Annotated in this window: 13 protein-coding genes, 1 tRNA gene and 1 pseudogene; 8 read left to right on the forward strand and 7 right to left on the reverse strand. The window is 65.4% G+C overall.

Annotation, left to right across the window (positions count from 1 at the left end; translation table 11 throughout):
- The first annotated feature begins 34 nt into the window (after nt 1–34).
- The 3 genes from TV39_RS05365 (at nt 35) to TV39_RS05375 (ending at nt 2,649) form a co-directional block, all read left to right on the forward strand.
- Nucleotides 35–979: an N-acetyltransferase gene (locus TV39_RS05365; RefSeq protein ID WP_043479360.1), complete on the forward strand. Its 945-nt coding sequence runs from the start codon at nt 35–37 to the stop codon at nt 977–979.
- 20 nt (nt 980–999) lie between these two features.
- A tRNA-Leu gene (locus TV39_RS05370) sits at nt 1,000–1,073 on the forward strand.
- Between the two features lie 226 nt (nt 1,074–1,299).
- A complete protein-coding gene (locus TV39_RS05375) occupies nt 1,300–2,649 on the forward strand; it encodes an ABC transporter substrate-binding protein (RefSeq protein ID WP_043479362.1) in 1,350 nt (449 codons plus the stop codon).
- Nucleotides 2,650–2,865: 216 nt separating this feature from the next.
- On the opposite strand, the gene TV39_RS05380 is transcribed toward TV39_RS05375, so the two are convergent.
- The 4 genes and pseudogenes from TV39_RS05380 to TV39_RS05395 form a co-directional block, all read right to left on the reverse strand.
- Nucleotides 2,866–3,636 carry an ABC transporter ATP-binding protein gene (locus TV39_RS05380; protein ID WP_043479364.1) on the reverse strand — a complete coding sequence of 257 codons (771 nt, stop codon included), beginning with the start codon at nt 3,634–3,636 and terminating at the stop codon, nt 2,866–2,868.
- Complete coding sequence (locus TV39_RS05385; RefSeq protein WP_043479366.1) at nt 3,633–4,679, reverse strand: ABC transporter ATP-binding protein; 1,047 nt, start codon at nt 4,677–4,679, stop codon at nt 3,633–3,635. The genes TV39_RS05380 and TV39_RS05385 overlap by 4 nt, the downstream gene beginning before the upstream one ends.
- A pseudogene (locus TV39_RS05390) lies at nt 4,676–5,643 on the reverse strand (branched-chain amino acid ABC transporter permease). The gene TV39_RS05385 and the pseudogene TV39_RS05390 overlap by 4 nt, the downstream one beginning before the upstream one ends.
- Before the next feature lie 11 nt (nt 5,644–5,654).
- Nucleotides 5,655–6,950, reverse strand: coding sequence for a branched-chain amino acid ABC transporter permease (locus TV39_RS05395; RefSeq protein ID WP_235347282.1), 1,296 nt, complete (start codon nt 6,948–6,950; stop codon nt 5,655–5,657).
- Nucleotides 6,951–7,445: 495 nt separating this feature from the next.
- Here TV39_RS05395 and TV39_RS05400 point away from each other — a divergent pair, with 495 nt between their 5' ends.
- Nucleotides 7,446–8,387, forward strand: coding sequence for a Bax inhibitor-1/YccA family protein (locus tag TV39_RS05400; protein ID WP_043479368.1), 942 nt, complete (start codon nt 7,446–7,448; stop codon nt 8,385–8,387).
- A 95-nt stretch (nt 8,388–8,482) separates the two neighbouring features.
- On the opposite strand, the gene TV39_RS05405 is transcribed toward TV39_RS05400, so the two are convergent.
- Genes TV39_RS05405 through galT form a run of 3 tightly spaced genes read right to left on the reverse strand, consistent with a single transcriptional unit; the run spans nt 8,483 to nt 12,119 of the window.
- The gene (locus TV39_RS05405) at nt 8,483–9,721 is read right to left on the reverse strand and encodes an acetyl-CoA C-acetyltransferase (RefSeq protein ID WP_043479370.1); all 1,239 of its coding nucleotides are present in this window, start codon (nt 9,719–9,721) and stop codon (nt 8,483–8,485) included.
- Between the two features lie 20 nt (nt 9,722–9,741).
- On the reverse strand, nt 9,742–10,962 hold the full coding sequence (gene galK, locus TV39_RS05410) for a galactokinase (protein ID WP_043479371.1): 1,221 nt from the start codon (nt 10,960–10,962) through the stop codon (nt 9,742–9,744).
- Entirely contained in the window at nt 10,959–12,119 is a 1,161-nt protein-coding gene (gene galT, locus TV39_RS05415; protein ID WP_043479373.1) for a galactose-1-phosphate uridylyltransferase, read from the reverse strand. The genes galK and galT overlap by 4 nt, the downstream gene beginning before the upstream one ends.
- Before the next feature lie 182 nt (nt 12,120–12,301).
- Here galT and TV39_RS05420 point away from each other — a divergent pair, with 182 nt between their 5' ends.
- From TV39_RS05420 to TV39_RS05435, 4 genes are all read left to right on the forward strand, one after another.
- The gene (locus TV39_RS05420) at nt 12,302–13,321 is read left to right on the forward strand and encodes an aldose 1-epimerase family protein (protein WP_043479419.1); all 1,020 of its coding nucleotides are present in this window, start codon (nt 12,302–12,304) and stop codon (nt 13,319–13,321) included.
- Nucleotides 13,322–13,418: 97 nt separating this feature from the next.
- Complete coding sequence (locus TV39_RS05425; RefSeq protein ID WP_144406328.1) at nt 13,419–14,759, forward strand: AI-2E family transporter; 1,341 nt, start codon at nt 13,419–13,421, stop codon at nt 14,757–14,759.
- Nucleotides 14,760–14,762: 3 nt separating this feature from the next.
- Nucleotides 14,763–16,001, forward strand: a complete 1,239-nt coding sequence (gene ilvA / locus TV39_RS05430; RefSeq protein ID WP_043479377.1) for a threonine ammonia-lyase — start codon at nt 14,763–14,765, stop codon at nt 15,999–16,001.
- Nucleotides 16,002–16,005: 4 nt separating this feature from the next.
- Nucleotides 16,006–16,650 carry a rhomboid family intramembrane serine protease gene (locus TV39_RS05435; protein ID WP_043479379.1) on the forward strand — a complete coding sequence of 215 codons (645 nt, stop codon included), beginning with the start codon at nt 16,006–16,008 and terminating at the stop codon, nt 16,648–16,650.
- Nucleotides 16,651–16,676: the final 26 nt, after the last annotated feature.

The following is a 16,676-nucleotide window of genomic DNA, read 5'->3' on the forward strand; positions in this document are numbered from 1 at the left end:
CGGGGAACGGCCGCCGTTGTTGTTTAATGGCCCAATGACTGGTGAAAAGGACATCCGGACCCTTCTGGCATTAACCCACCCCGTCCTGCGCCAAGGGGAGTATGTGTACGTCCTGTGGCCCTACGGCAGGCCGCTGGTTCCAGGCATCGAAGCCGCCGTCCGGGAAGCGGAAGGGCTGACTGTGGTGCTGCCCCGGGACGAGGCTGACAGGCTGGCGCTCCGCTACGACTTTGTTGCCGCCTGGATCACGCTTCAGGTGCATTCGTCGCTCGAGGCCATCGGGCTGACCGCTGCAGTCAGTGCGGCACTCACCGATGCCCGGATCAGCTGCAACGTCCTCGCGGGATTCCACCACGACCATCTCCTGATCCCGGTGGCGGACGCGGACCGCGCCCTGGAAATACTGCATGAACTGGCCGCAGCAAGCACCGACAAGCCCGCTCCCCAACTCATCCTGCGCAACGAACAGCCGGCGGACAGGCCGGCCATCGTGGAGCTCACGGCGGCGGCCTTCTCAGTGTCGCCGGTAACCGGGCTTCCCGTGGACGGTGAACCAGCGGAAGTGGGGTTGTTGAAACAGCTGTTCGACTGTGAGGAGTACCTGCCGGAGTTCAGCATCGTCGCAGAACAGAACGGCGAAGTGGTGGGCCACGTCATCAGCACGCGGGGCTGGGTGGGCGACCTCGGGCTGCTGGGGCTGGGCCCGATTGGTGTGGTGCCTCGGTTGCAACGCCACGGCATCGGCTCGGCACTTATCCAGGAAACCGTCTCCCGTGCCAACGCTGCGGGGGAGAGGGGCATCGCCCTGCTGGGCAGACCGGACTACTACTCCCGTTTCGGCTTTGTGCCGTCAGTTTCCCTGGGTATCGAACCGCCCCAGGCCGAATGTGGGGACGCCTTCCAGTTCCTCCCGCTCGCGGTCTGGCCGGGCGGCATCCACGGCACGTTCCGGTATGCCGGGCCCTTTGAAAGGCTCTGACGGGATACCATTGACCGGGCGCCCCAGTAGCCCAATTGGCAGAGGCAGCGGACTTAAAATCCGCGTGTTGTGGGTTCGAGTCCCACCTGGGGTACTTCCCTCCATTTGCTGTGCCGTGCTTCATTGTGCCCGCTTCCGGCCTGCTGCTTCACCATTTCCGCGCCTCCGCGCCGTGGTGTCCCATATGCAACGACTGTTATAAGGATGTGATCATAGTCACTTATGTTCGCGGAGAAATTGCACTAGCTTGAAGTTAAATCAGGAACACCTGGTAATTCGCATCAAAGGCCGTTCGCACCTTTCGATCGAGGAGACTCTTAATGATTTCACTCCCCCAGGCGGCGCCGCGAGTCGCTAAGCTCACAGCGCTTAGCATCGGCGTCGCCCTTCTGGCTACGGCTTGTGGCGGCTCGTCCACCCCGAGTTCGACAGGCTCCACCACTCCGGCGGCATCCGGGATTGCCTGTCCCGCACCCAGCGCCAGCGGTGGCGCGACCACCCCGACAGGCGCCGGCGGCTCGGTTCCGGCTTCTACCACTACCACCGACACGCCGCTTAAGATCGGCTCGCTCCTGCCGACAACCGGGTCTCTGGCGTTCCTCGGCCCGCCCGAAATTGCCGGTGTGAACCTGGGCATCAAGGAAGTCAATGACGCAGGCGGAGTTCTGGGCAAGCCCGTTGAAGTGATCCACCGCGACTCCGGTGACACCAAGACGGATATTGCAACGCAGTCAACCACCGCGCTGCTGGGCAGCGGCGTCAGTGCCATCATCGGCGCTGCATCATCTGGCGTTTCCAAGACCGTCATCAACCAGATCACCGGTGCCGGCGTCATCCAGTTCTCGCCTGCGAACACGTCTCCCGACTTCACCACCTGGGATGACAAGGGCCTCTACTGGCGCACGGCACCTTCCGATGTGCTGCAGGGCAAGGTCCTCGGCAACTACATGGCTACGTGTGGCGCACAGACCGTCGGCATGATTGTCCTGAACGATGCGTACGGCACCGGCCTGGCCAAGAACGTCAAGTCTGCGTTCGAGGCTGCCGGCGGCAAGGTGGTAGCCGAGGAACTCTTCAACGAAGGCGACTCGCAGTTCAGCAGCCAGGTGGACAAGGTCATAGCGGCCAAGCCTGACGCCATTGCCCTGATCACCTTCGACCAGGCCAAGAGCATCGTTCCCCTGATGACCGGCAAGGGCATCAAACCAACCCAGATGTTCATGGTGGACGGCAACACGTCGGACTACAGCAAGGACTTCTCCGCGGGCACGCTGAAGGGCGCCCAGGGCACCATCCCGGGCACGTTCGCCAAGGACGACTTCAAGAAGAAGCTGCTGGCCATCGACCCGGCACTCAAGGACTACAGCTACGCCGGTGAGTCCTACGACGCCGTCAACCTGATCGCCCTGGCTGCGGAAGCCGCCAAGAGCACCAAGGGCACCGACATCGCCAAGCAGCTCAAGGCAGTCTCCGAAGGCGGCGAGAAGTGCACCGACTTCCCGTCCTGCGTGACCCTGCTCCGCAACGGCAAGGACATCGACTACGACGGCCAGTCCGGTCCGGTGACCTTCTCCGACGCCGGTGACCCGACGGAAGCCTACATCGGCATCTACGAGTACCAGGATGACAACACCTACAAGCCGTCCAAGGAAGAATTCGGCAAGCTGTAAAGCCGCCGCTACCTGGATAGCACGAAAGCCCCCGTCCGTTTGGGCGGGGGCTTTCTGGTGCCCGCAGGCTGAGCCGGGGGGACCGCACCGATGGTGACTCCAGAGCTGAGGGCGCCGAGCGAGGCCCTGCGGAGCCCGGAGGGGACACGGGCCCCCTACCATGCAGAGGGGCCGCCACCTGGCGGTGACGGCCCCTCTGCGGCTCGTAGCGGCGGTCTACACTTCGTCCGCCAGCGTGCCGAGGTACAGCTGGATCACCTTGGGATCCTTCATGAGCTCCCGGCCGGTGCCCGTGTACGCGTCCTTGCCCTGGTCCAGCACATAGGCGCGGTCGCAAATCTGTAGGCAGCGGCGGGCGTTTTGCTCCACCATGATCACTGAAACTCCGGCCCGGTTGATCTCGTGGACCCGCAGGAAGGTCTCATCCTGTTTGACGGGGGAGAGGCCTGCCGACGGCTCATCGAGCAGCAGGACGGCCGGTTCCATCATCAAAGCGCGTCCCATGGCCACCATCTGGCGTTCCCCGCCGGAGAGCGAGCCGGCACGCTGGGCACGGCGTTTACCGAGCTCCGGGAACAGGCTGGTGACGAAGTCGAACCGTTCGGCGAAGTCCTTGGGCCGCTGGAACATGCCCATTTGCATGTTCTCCTCGATGGTCAACGTGGCGAACACGTTGTTGTTCTGCGGGACGAAGCCCACGCCCTTGGCAACGAGTTTGTTGGCCTTGAGCCCGGTGATGTCCTGGCCACGGACAACCACTGACCCCGAGTGCACCTTCACCAGCCCGAACATCGCCTTCAGCAGCGTGGACTTGCCGGCTCCGTTGGGGCCGATGATGCCGATCAGTTCGCCCTTGCGGGCTTCGATGCTGCAGCCGTTGAGGATGTTAACGCCGGGGATGTAGCCCGCCACCAGGTTGGTGACCTTGACTACCGCCTGTTCCGCGGCGGCAGGGGTGGCGGCTGCTGCCGCGCTGGTGGCGCTCATTCGGTGTCCTTCTTCCTGGTTTCGGGCGCCTCCGTGTCAGCGGCCACGACGTCGACGGCGATGATTCCAGCGTTCTCGGTGCCCACGATCGACTCCTCGTCGGCCACAAGCTCGGCGGCCAGTTCCTTGATGCCTTCGGCGTCGCCAAGGTCCACGTCGTGGTGGGCGCCCAGGTAGGCGTCGATCACGGCGGGGTTCTTCATGACGTCTGCCGGCGGGCCCTCGGCGACAATCTTTCCTTCGGCCATCACCACCACCCAGTCGGCAATGTGGCGCACCATGTTCATGTCGTGCTCGACGAAGAGCACGGTCATGCCTTCTGCCTTGAGGTTCTTGATGTGGTCAAGGAGGGACTGGGTCAGGGCAGGGTTGACGCCGGCCATGGGCTCATCCAGCATCACCAGCTTGGGCCTGACCATCAGCGACCGCGCCATCTCGAGCAGCTTGCGCTGGCCGCCGGACAACGATGCCGCGTAGTCGTCCTTCTTCGCGTCCAGTTTGAATTTCTCCAGCAGGACGTTCGCCTGGGCCGTGATTTCTTTTTCGCGGCCGCCCCACATGCCCTTGAACAGGGCCTTGGAAAGCCGCTCACCTGGCTGCTCCGAGCCGCCGAGCCGCATGTTCTCCATGACGGTCAGTTTGCCCATCACCTTGGTCAGCTGGAACGTGCGGACCATGCCCATCCGGGCCACCTTGTAGGGGGAGACGCCGGCGAGGCTGTTGCCTTCGAACTGCCACTTGCCGGAGTTCGGCGTATCGAAGCCCGTCAGCAGGTTGAAGAGGGTGGTCTTGCCGGCCCCGTTGGGACCGATCAGAGCCGTGATTTTGTGGCGGGGGATCTCAAGGTATTCGACGTCGACGGCGTTGATGCCGCCGAAGCTGCGGGTGACGTTTTCGGCAACGACGATCGGATCCCGCTTCTTGCATCCGGGCGCCGTTTCGCCGGCTGCGATCGGCCGGGTGTCCGTCATGTAGTCGATTCCGTCAGTGGTACCGCTGTACCCGGTGCCCTTTGACGGGGGCACATTGCGTTGCTCACTCATGCGAACGCCAACTCCTTCTTATTACCGAAGACGCCCTGGGGCCGGAAGATCATCAGCAGCATCAGGGCGACACCCACGAGGATGTACCTCAGCTGACCGGCCTGGACCGTATTCAGCCACGTCACCGCCCCGGACTCGATCAGGCCGTACAAAATGCCCTGGGTGAGCGAAAGCACCACCCAGAAGATCATTGCGCCCACCACCGGGCCCAGCACCGTCCCGAGTCCGCCCAACAGCAGGCACGTGTACAGGAAGAACGTCAGCTCGGTGCCGTAGTTGGCCGGCTGGACTGCACCGCGGGGGAGGGTGAAGATCATGCCGGCGAGGGCGCCGAGGATGCCGCCGATCACCAGCGCCTGCATCTTGTAGGCGTAGACGTTCTTGCCCAGCGACCGGACCGCGTTCTCGTCCTCGCGGATACCCTTGAGGACTCGTCCCCACGGGCTCCGCATCAGGAGCCACACGAGGGTGCAGCAGACGATCACGAGGCCCCAGCCCACTACGCGGATGAAGAAGTCCCTGTTGTTCATGCCGAAATAGGAGCCTCGGGGAACGGGTTCATGGAATAGAACCCGCCTTCGAAGGCGGCCAGGCCGTTGGCGGAGCCCGTCACGGAGGTCAGCTGGTTGGTGGTGACGATGTAGCGGACGATTTCAGCCGCCGCGATCGTCACGATGGCCAGGTAGTCGGCGCGCAGGCGCAGGGTTGGTATACCCAGTAGCAGCGCGAAGATCGCCGAGCAGATGACGGCGATCAGCAGGCCGACAAAGAACGGCACGCCGAAGGTGAGGGTGGAGATGGCGAAGCCGTAGGCGCCTACGGCCATAAAGCCTGCCTGGCCGAAGTTCAGCAGGCCGGAGTAGCCGAAGTGAACGGCGAGGCCGAGCGCGGCAAGCGCGTACGCCGCCGTCGTCGGGCTGAACAGTTCACCGGCAGCGCTGGAAAAAATAAATCCAAAGTCCATGGCTGTGTCTCCTAACCCACGCGCTCGCGACGGCCCAGGATGCCCTGCGGCCGGAACAAGAGGACAACAATCATGATGAACAGTGCTCCCACATATTTGAGGTCGGCGGCCAGGCCGAACACGGTGGTCAGCTCCACGAAGATGCCGACGATGATGGATCCGATCAAAGCGCCGAAGACGGTGCCGAGGCCGCCCAGGGTCACGCCTGCGAAGATGAGCAGCAGGATCTGCGAACCCATGTCGAACGTGACGCCGGGCCGGTAGTAGGCCCAGAGGATGCCGCCAAGGGAAGCCAGCATGCCGCCCGCCACCCAGACGATCCGGATGACGTTGTCGACGTCGATGCCGGAGGCCGCCGCGAGGGCAGGGTTGTCGGCGACTGCGCGGGTGGCTTTGCCCAGGCGGGTCTTCAGGAGAATGAAGCCGATCAGCGCGATCACGACGGCACTGATGACCAGCGACCAAAGGTTATTCGGCGAGATCGACACCGGCCCAATCTGGATTTCGGCGCTCTGGGCGTACGGCAGCTGCTGGGTTGATCCGCCGAAGAAGAACTGGATGACATAGCGGACTGCCAGTGCCAGGCCGATGCTGACAATCATCATGGGGACAAGGCCTGTCCCGCGGCGGCGCAGCGGCTTCCAGAGGCCGGCATCCTGGACGTAGCCGAACAGGCCGCCGCCGAGCAGGGCAAGGACCACCGCCAGCCAGAACGGCAGGCTCATGGCATTGAAGGCGAAGACAAGGACCGCACCGAACGTGACCATCTCGCCGTGGGCGAAGTTGGTGAGGCCGGTGGTTCCGAAAATGAGCGAGAGTCCGACCGAGGCCAGTGCCAGCAGGAGGCCGAAGCTCAGGCCGGCCACGAGCCTGTTGAGCAGGTTCTGGCCGAAGTCCTGTTGCTGGACCACGATGCCTTTGCCGAAGGCGAAGATCACGGAGAGGTTGGAAGTCTGGCTGAAAGTGACCTTGCGGGGATTTTCCTGTCCGTCAGCGAGCTTGATGCCTTCGGGAAGAGTGGACGTGTCCAGCTCTACTTCGTAGGTGCCCTGGACCGGGACTCCGATGCTCCATGAGCCGTTGGCGCCCGATTTTGCGGTCCCGGTGAAATCGCCGCTCTTGGCGGTGATCGTAACGTCAGCGATAGGTGCCCGGGTGTCGTCCCGGAGGAAGCCGCTGATGCTGTTCTGGAACTGCTGGTTCGACGGGGATGGTGTCGGCGAGGGGGTAGTGGCCTGGGATGCCGGGGCAACGACTAGGAGGATTGCAACGACGGCGGCGAATATGGCCCCCAACGTCTTCAGCAATCCGCCGCGCCGTCTGTGCGGCAGGCCTCTCGGTGTGCTTCTCAAAATGAAAACCTCCACATGGGGGTGGACTGGGTTGCGCCTTTACAACCACTGCGAACGGAGCGGGGGGACGTAGTCGTGGCGCTAAATATGCGGTAGACAAACCGGATACCTTGTGATGTCAGTCACCCTGCTTGGGCTTATGTTACAGCCAGCGGGGATCAATGATGCCTCGCGCGGGCGGGCCTAAGATCGCGATCAGATAACAACAGTGAAGCTCAGCCTCAGGTTTGCTGCAGTTCTGCTAAAGAAAACTTTTGTTGAGCCCGAGTATTCCTAAACAGTCGCTGCCGGAGCGCGCCGGTGGCCTGCGTCACGCCCGCCTGCAGCCCATGTCACGGTTGCGGTTCGGCTGGCCTCGAGTGGGAACTATCCCTGCCCCCTGCGCGTGGGAATTGGTACCTTGAGTTATCAGGATCACCACCTACCCCCTTTATTTGGAGGACACCCGCAATGGCACTTGGCGGAAACCCGATCTTCAACGGAAAGAATTTCCGTGGAGCCACCCAGGCACCGCCTGTTCCGCAGGCTCAGTACGGCCAGAACCCCTACGGCCAGCCCCGGTACGGGCAGGGCCCGTACGGCCAGGCTCCGGGCCGCGCTCCGGGCCAGGTCATGGACGCGCAGGGCGGCTGGATGGCCCAGCAGCAGAACTTGACCCATGATCAGCTGCAGCAGATGTACAACCAGCCGGCTGCCGGCCCGGCAGAGACCGGGCGGATGACGTTTGACGACGTCATCATCAAGACGGCCGCCTGCCTCGGTGTGCTGATGGCCGGTGCGGCAGTCACGCTCTTCGTGAGCATGCCGCTGGCCTCACTGCTGATGATCGTGGGCGCGCTGGGCGGCTTCGTCCTCGCCCTCGTCAACACGTTCAAGAAGCAGCCGTCACCGGCCCTCATCCTGGCGTACGCGGGCCTGGAAGGGCTCTTCCTGGGCGGCCTGACCCGCGTCCTCGACGGCATGTATCCGGGAGTCGGGCTGCAGGCTGTCATCGGCACGCTCTCCGTCTTCGGCGTGACGCTGCTCCTGTTCAAGAGCGGCAAGGTCCGCGCCACCCCCAAGGCGATGCGCTTCTTCATGATCGCGATTATCGGCTACGCGGTCTTCTCACTGGTCAACATGGTGATGATGTTGACGGGTCTGCAAACTGAAATGTTCGGCCTGCGCAGCATGGAGATCTTCGGCATCCCGCTGGGCGTCTTCATCGGCCTGCTGGCCATCGGCCTCGCTGCCTTCTCGCTGATCATGGACTTCACCAGCATCGAAGAGGGCGTCCGCAACGGCGCACCGGAACGGTTCTCCTGGACCGCCGCCTTCGGTCTCACGGTGACACTCGTCTGGCTGTACGTGGAGATCATCCGCCTGCTGGCAATCCTCCGCGGCGACGACTAGTACCCCCGCCGGCACGCGGCGTCGTGCATTTAGATCTGAATCAACTGGAACGGGCACCGCCAAACGGCGGGGCCCGTTCTGCGTAGTCGAGGTGCCTAACTGAGCCGCTCGAAAACCACTGCCATGCCCTGGCCGCCGCCGACGCACAGGGTCGCCAGCCCGAGCGTTCCGCCGCGCTGCTGAAGCCCGTTGAGCAGGGTGGTGGTCATACGGGCGCCGGTCATGCCGAACGGGTGCCCGAGGGCGATCGCCCCGCCGTGGACGTTGAGCCGCGAGTGGTCGATGCCCAGTTCGCGCGCGCTGGCCACCACCTGAACGGCGAACGCCTCATTGAGCTCCACGAGGTCGATGTCCCCGATGCCCAGCCCGGCCCGAGCCAAAGCCTGGCGGGTTGCCTCCACCGGACCCATGCCCATGAGTTCGGGGGAGAGTGCGCTGACGCCCGTCGAAACAATCCGTGCCAGCGGCTCGAGTCCGAGCTGACGGGCCCGGTCATCACTCATCACCACCACGGCGGCAGCACCGTCGTTCAGCGGGCACGCGTTGCCGGCGGTGACTGTCCCTTCACTGCGGAACACGGGCTGGAGCGCGGCCACGCCTTCGAGTGTGACTCCGGTGCGCGGAGAGTCGTCCCGGTCCACCACGGTGCCGTCGCGGCGCGTGTACGGGGTGATGTCGCGCGAATAGAACCCGGCCGCCAGGGCCGCTTCGGCACGGTTCTGGCTCAGGACCGCCCATTCATCCTGCTCGGCACGGGAAATGCCGTAGGTGGTGGCCACGTTTTCCGCAGTCTGTCCCATTGCGATGTAGATGTCCGGCATCCGCCCGCCCAGTCGGGGATCGGTCCAAGGCGTGTTGGATGCGGCCCGCGCCTCGGTCCGCCGGCGCGCCGCGTCGAAGAGCGGGTTGTGGTTGCCGGCGTCGGTTTCCCCGGCCCCGGTCCAGTTGGGATAACGGGACACGGACTCCACGCCGGCCGCAACGAACGCGTCCCCTTCGCCCGCTTTGATGGCGTGGAATGCCATCCGGATGGTCTGCAGGCTGGAGGCGCAGAACCGGTTGATGGTGGCACCGGGAACGTTGTCCAGTCCGGCCAGGATGGTGACCACCCTGGCCATGTTGGAACCCGCTTCACCGCTCGGTTCGGCACAGCCCAGGTAAAGGTCGTCCAGGCCCGCGCCGTCCGCTCCGCGGGGGTCGAAGGACGGAATCTTGTCCAGGGCCGCCGTGACCATTGCCGCGGCAAGGTCGTCCGGACGTTCGTCCTTCAAGGAGCCCTTGAAGGCGCGTCCGATCGGGCTTCTGGCAGTGGAAACAATGACTGCTTCTGGCATGCGCCCAGCCTACGCCCGAGCTATGCGAGCCGCATCGCTCCGGCCGCCGGGGTAACGGTGAAGATGTCCGGCTTCCTGAACCCGGCGCGGGAAAAGGCCTGCTCGACGGCGGTACGCACCTGCTGCTCGGCGGCCACCGGCGTGAGGGCGATAGCCGCCCCGCCAAAACCGCCGCCTGTCATGCGGGCGCCGATGGCTCCGCTGGCCCGGGAGGTGTCGACGGCCAGGTCCAGTTCGGGGCACGAGATCTCGAAGTCGTCACGCATGGAACTGTGGCTGGCATCAAGGAGGGGCCCGATGGCGCCGGGTCCGGCTGAGCCGAGGAGTTCCACGGTCTGCAGGACGCGGTCGTTCTCGGTGACGACGTGGCGGACCCGGCGGAACGTGACTTCATCCAGGAGGCCGCTGGCTTCGTCCAGGTCCTCCACACCCACGTCGCGGAGCGCTTTGACGCCCAGCACTTCGGCCCCGAGCTCGCATGAGGCGCGGCGCGATGCATAGCCGCCGTCGGCGTGTGAATGGGAAACCTTCGTATCGATCACCAGCAGGACCAGGCCGGCCGGCTCCGTCTCGAACGGCACGAGCCGGGCACTCTGGTCCCGGCAATCGAGGAACACGGCATGGCCCTTGGCGCCGCGCAATGACGCGGACTGGTCCATGATGCCGGTGGGCGCTCCCACGAAGTCGTTCTCGGCGCGCTGGGTGGCGAGCACCATTTCCTCGGCTTTCATCCCTGCGCCGGTCAGGTCGTTCAGCGCAGAGATGACGGCGCACTCAATGGCGTGGGACGAGGAGAGCCCGGCGCCCAAAGGAACGTCGGAGTCCAGCAGCAGGTCAAGGCCGGGCACGTCGATGCCACGTTCCTGCAGCGCCCAGATGACGCCGAGCGGGTATTTCGTCCAACCTTTGGCACGCGAGCCGTCCAATGACGACGTGTCCGCCGTGGTCATGCCTTGGTCTCCGTAGGTGGACAGCAGCCGGAGCGTCGAGTCGGACCGCACCCGGACGGCCACCCGGGCCGTCCTGTCGATGGCGAACGGGAGCACGAAGCCGTCGTTGTAGTCGGTGTGCTCGCCGATCAGGTTCACGCGGCCCGGCGCCTGCCAGATGCCGTCCGGGGCGGAACCGAAAGCGTCCCGGAACCGTGCTTCGAGGTCCTTGTTTCCCGGCTTGCTGTCGCCAGGGTTGCTGTTGCCAGGAGTGTTGCTGCCTGGGGTGCTGCTGCCTGCTGGGGCGGTCATGCGTGTGCGCCTTCCGGGATTGGCTTGGGGGCTGATGCGGGAACGGTGACGGTGCGCAGCCGCTCCGCCACGAGTTCCGGGGTGGTGTCGTTGATGAAAGCACCCATGGCCGCTTCGGAGCCGGCCAGGTACTTGAGCTTATCTTCCGCCCTCCGCGGGGAGGTCAGCTGGAGGTGGAGGTAGCCGGCCGGCCGGAGCAGGTCATCGAGCGGGGCCTGGTGCCAGGCCGAAATGTAGGGGGTGGGCGTCGGATAGAGGGCGTCGAGCCGCTTGAGCAGGTTCAGGTATACATGGGCAAGTTCGTCCTTCTCCTCGCCGCTGAGCGCCGCGAGGTCCGGCACCTGGCGGTGGGGAACCAGGTGCACTTCCAGCGGCCAGCGGGCCGCGAACGGGACGTAGGCGCTGAAGTTCTCGCCTTCGAGGACCATGCGGCTGCCGTCTTCGCGTTCGGACCGCAACAGCGAGCCGGTCAGCGTCCGGCGGCCGTCGGCGTCGTCGTAAAATTTCCGGGCGGCAGCGCCCATCACCGCTGCGCGCGGCGTGACGTAGGGGTAGGCGTAGATCTGGCCGTGCGGGTGGTGAAGGGTCACGCCGATGTCCGCGCCGCGGTTTTCGAACGGGAAGACCTGCCGGATGCCAGGCAGCGCGTTGAGGGCCCCGGTACGGTGCGCCCAGGCCTCGACGACGGTGCGTGCCCGGACTTCGCTGAGCCCGCTGAAGGAACCGGTGTGCTCCGGGGTGAAGGACACCACCTCGCACCGGCCGAACGCCGTGCCGGTGGTTCCCCAGCCGGCGTCGGCGGGGACCGGTCCCAGGGCCGGGCCGAGCGAGGGGAAGCGGTTCTCGAACACGACGACGTCGTAGTCCGGTGCCGGAATCTCGGAGGGGTTGGCCGGGGTCGTCGGGCAGATGGGGCACTGGTCCGCAGGGGGCAGGTGTGTGCGGCTCTGCCGGTGCGCGGCCACGGCCACCCACTCGCCGGTGAGGGCGTCGAACCTGACTTCGCCCGGCTCGCTCCGGGCCGGCAGCTCGCGGCGGTCGGGGGTTGCCTCCGGGTTGCGTGCGGTCCTTCCGGCCGAACCGCCGTCTGCCGTGGCGTCGTCGAAGTAGAGCAGCTCCCGGCCATCGGCAAGGTTGGTGCTGGTGATGTGTGTCATGCGTCTAGTCCTTTACGAGCGGCGGCCATCGGAGTCCCGCCCTCGAGGGGCGGGGCAGCAGGCACTTCAATTCTCCCACAAAACGATCAAAAAGAAATAGTTTCGAACAAAAGTTAACAACCGGTTTGCCGGGATGTCCCGACGGGGTGAGGCGGCGAGCCTGAGCAGGTAGCGTTGTGGCCATGACTCCGAGCGCACCCCACTTTGGCCGCACCGACACCGCCGCCCCCGGCACCACCGAGGCCTCCGCCACGGGGGACCCGGGCGCCGCGGGGGACCCGGGCACCGGGGATGCGCCGCGCCGCTACGCCTCCGGCAGGCAGTATGAGCTCCGCCGCGGTGAAGCCTTTGCCGTGATCACGGAGCTGGCCGCGGGCCTTCGGCTTTACTCCCGGGCGGGCGTCCAGCTGACGGAAACGTACGGAGACGGGGACATCCCTCCGGGTGCAACCGGAATCACGCTGGCGCCCTGGGCCAACCGGGTTGAAGACGGCGTGTGGTACCTGAACGGCAAAAAGCAGCAGCTGGACATCACCGAAGTGTCCCGCAACAACGCCAGCCACGGCCTGTTGCGAAACGCCTCCTATGAGCTCGTGGACGAATCGGAGTTCTCCGTGACCCTGGAGGCGCCGGTCTTCCCGCAGCACGGATACCCCTTCCTGGTGCGGCACCGCGTCCAGTACCTTCTGGGCGAAGACCTGGGGCTTGTCGTCCGCCAGACCCTGATCAACGATTCCCAGGCATCCGCCCCCTTCGTCCTCGGATCCCATCCCTACCTCAGGCTGGGCGACGTGCCCGCCTCGGACCTGGTCCTGACGGTGGGCGCCGGCACCCGGCTCGTGGCAGATGAGCGGCTCATACCCCGCAGCTCGGAGCCGGTCAGCGGCGGCGCGGACCTGCGCGGGGGCCGGACGGTGTCCGAGCTGGATATCGACGTCGCCTACACGGACCTGACGTTCGACGGCGGCGTGGCCCGCCAAACGCTGGAGGCGTCCGACGGCCGCAGTGTGAGTCTCTGGCAGGACGAGAACTGCGGCTACGTCCACGTTTTCGTGACGGACCAGTTCCCCGGCAGGCCGAAAGCCGTTGCCATCGAACCCGTGACCGGCCCGGCGAACGCGTTCAACAGCGGCGACGGCCTGCGCTGGCTGCCGGCAGGGGAGTCGTTCACCATGACCTGGGGCATCAGCGCCTCGCTGTAGCCCGGGCCCTGCAGGCCCACACGGGTGCTGCGGTGCCGATGGCGGCTGGAGGCCGTGGCGGTTTCCCATCGGGGCCCTGCTGGGGAAGTATTAGGCTATGACGCCAGCTGAGGACTCCGCACCAAACCAGAGCCCGGATCCCCGCCACGGCACGGCATCGCCCGCCGCCGCCGGCCCTTTGCGGGTGGTAACCGACCGTGAACTGGACCAGGACATTCCCTACGGTGTGCGGATCGCTGCCTCGTGGGCGTGGCGGCTCGGACTGATCCTGCTCGTTGTTGCTGCACTGATCTGGCTGCTGAGCAAGATCAGTTTCCTGATCATTCCCGTGATGGTGGCCGCCTTGCTGGCCGGCCTGCTCAGTCCGGTTACGCGCTGGCTCAAGGCCCGGCGCGTCCCCAACGGAGGCGCCGTTGCCATCACTGTGCTGGGCTTCCTCGGCCTCATCGGCGGCTCCCTGGCGCTCGTGGGGCGACAGCTGGTTTCGGGCTTCAGCGAACTGTGGAGCGAGGCGCTGGCCGGGATCCAACAGATCCAGGGCTGGCTGGCGGACGGTCCGCTCCACCTCACGGCGGCCCAGATCGACCAGTACCTGAAGGAGGCATCGGATGCGCTGCAAAACAACAGCAGCAGCATCCTGAGCGGCGCCTTGTCCTTCGGCAGCACGGCCGGGCATTTCGCCGCTGGACTCATCCTCGCACTGTTCGTCCTGATCTTCTTCCTCCTGGAAGGCGACCGGATCTGGGGTTTCCTGGTCCGCCTGCTGCCACGCAAAGCCCGGGCCGCCACCTTCGGAGCGGGCCGCAAAGGCTGGGCGTCCATGGTCAGCTACGCCCGCATCCAGATGTTTGTGGCATTCGTGGACGCTGTGGGTATCGGCGTGGGCGCCGCCATCATCGGAGTGCCGCTCGCGCTTCCGCTGGGTGTGCTGGTCTTCATCGGTTCGTTCATTCCGATCGTTGGCGCCCTGGTCACCGGGGCCGTGGCTGTGCTCCTTGCCCTTGTGGCCAACGGCTGGGTCAATGCGCTGATCATGCTGGGGATCGTGCTGCTGGTCCAGCAGCTGGAGAGCCATATCCTGCAGCCGCTCGTGATGGGCAAGGCGGTGGCCCTTCACCCGGTGGCCGTTATCCTGTCCGTGGCGGCCGGCTCCTACCTCGCCGGCATCCCCGGAGCGCTCTTCTCGGTGCCCATCCTCGCCGTAGCAAACTCGGCGATTCGATATATTGCTGCCAGAACGTGGGAACATGAAGATGTGCTGGTGGCGGAGGGCCCGGGTGTAACCGGGGGCTCCGGACCCAGCCAGGACAACACCTTCAAGGATGTCTACCTTCCCGGCGCAAACCCGGGCCGCGGCAAGGACGCCGCACAGTCAACGGGAAATCCCGCCGGACATGCCGGCCAGGACGCCCCAGCCGAATTCCCCAAAGGAGACTAGTTCGTGAAAACCCTCAATAGCCTGCCCGTCACGTTGGACAATGTCCTGGAGGCGCAGAAGCTGCTTGAGGGGATTATTACGCGGACCCCGGTGGAATCCTCGCGGGCATTGGGCAGCATGGTGGGCGGCGAGGTCTTCTTCAAATGCGAAAACCTCCAGCGGGCGGGTTCCTTTAAGGTCCGCGGCGCCTACGTCCGGATGGCGAAACTTTCCGCCGAAGAGAAAAAGCGCGGCGTGGTGGCGGCGTCGGCCGGAAACCATGCCCAGGGTGTCGCAGTTGCAGCCAAGAGCCTGGGCATCAAGGCCCGCATCTACATGCCGTTGGGGGTGGCCCTGCCCAAGCTTGCTGCCACCCGCAGCCACGGCGCCGAAGTGGTCCTCCACGGACACAACGTGGATGAAGCGCTCGCCGAAGCCCAGCGCTACGCCGATGAGACCGGGGCCGTTTTCGTCCACCCGTTCGACAACGTGGACGTTGTTGCCGGGCAGGGCACGGTGGGGCTTGAAATCCTGGAACAGATTCCGAATGTGGACACCATCCTGATGGGAGTCGGCGGCGGCGGGCTGCTGGCCGGCGTCGCGGTGGCGGTGAAAGCCAGGGCCAGGGAACTGGGCCGGGAAATCCGGATCATCGGCGTCCAGGCCGAAAACGCCGCGGCCTACCCGCCGTCGCTCGCCGCAGACGCCCTGGTGCCGTTGAAGAAGGTCTCCACGATGGCGGACGGCATCGCCGTGGGCCGCCCGGGGCAGCTGCCGTTCAGCATCATCCGGGAACTCGTGGACGACGTCGTCACTGTCAGCGAGGATTCCCTGGCCCGGGCGCTGATCTTCCTGCTGGAACGCGCCAAGATGGTGGTGGAGCCGGCCGGCGCCGTGGGCGTCGCCGCCCTGATGGACGGAAAGATCGAAAATCCCGGCACCACGGCCGTGATCCTCTCCGGCGGCAATATCGACCCGATGCTGATGCTGAAGGTGATCCAGCGCGGCCTCTCTGCGGCCGGCCGCTACATGACGGTCCGCATGATGCTGGACGACCGGCCCGGTTCGCTGGCCACGATCGCCCGCATCATCGCGGAGAACGATGCCAACGTCACCGGCCTGGACCACACCCGCGTAGGCGGTTCCATCAGTATGGGCGATGTTTCCATCACCGTGAACCTGGAGACCAAGGGCCACGAGCACTGCGAGCAGGTCCTGGGTGCGCTCCGTGCCGAGGGCTTCCAGCCGATCGTGGTCCACTAGGGTAATGGTGCCGGAGGCTCAGAGGGGCAGGCCGCACGTGAGGCACACTGCTGCCGCACGTGCCCAGGGCGGCCTGTTGGTCACAGGGCTGTTCGTGGTTATCCTGTTTGCGATTGAGTTCGTCAATGCTGCCACGTTCCACGCATTGAACAGGACGTTCGGCCTCCGTCCGCGCAGCGCCGACGGACTGGTGGACATCCTCACGTTCCCGCTGTTCCACGCCAACCTTGGCCACGTCGTCTCCAATGCACTGCCGCTGATCATCTTCGGCTTCCTCGTGTTTATGTCCGGGCTCAGGGTCTTCGTCACCGCGGTGGCCTTCAGCTGGTTCGGCTCGGGCATAGTGGTCTGGCTGATCGGCGGCTGGGGGATCACCGTGGGCGCGTCCGGCCTGGTATTTGGCCTCTTTGCCTTCCTGCTGGTCCGGGGGTTCTTCAACCGCAACTGGTGGCAGATAGCGCTGTCAGTAGTCCTGTTCCTTAGCTACGGCGGGATCCTGTTCGGAGTCCTTCCCGGCGTGGCAGGATTCGTGTCCTGGCAGGCCCACCTGGGCGGAGCACTGGGCGGCGTCGCCGCCGCCACGCTGCTACGGCCCCGCGGGCTCCCGCAGGAACGCCCGTCGGTGGAAGACCAGGCCACACGGACGTAAGCCTTAACGCACGACTGCCGCCCGCC

This window comes from Arthrobacter sp. SPG23, from assembly GCF_000876655.1.
Taxonomy (GTDB): Bacteria; Actinomycetota; Actinomycetes; order Actinomycetales; family Micrococcaceae; genus Arthrobacter.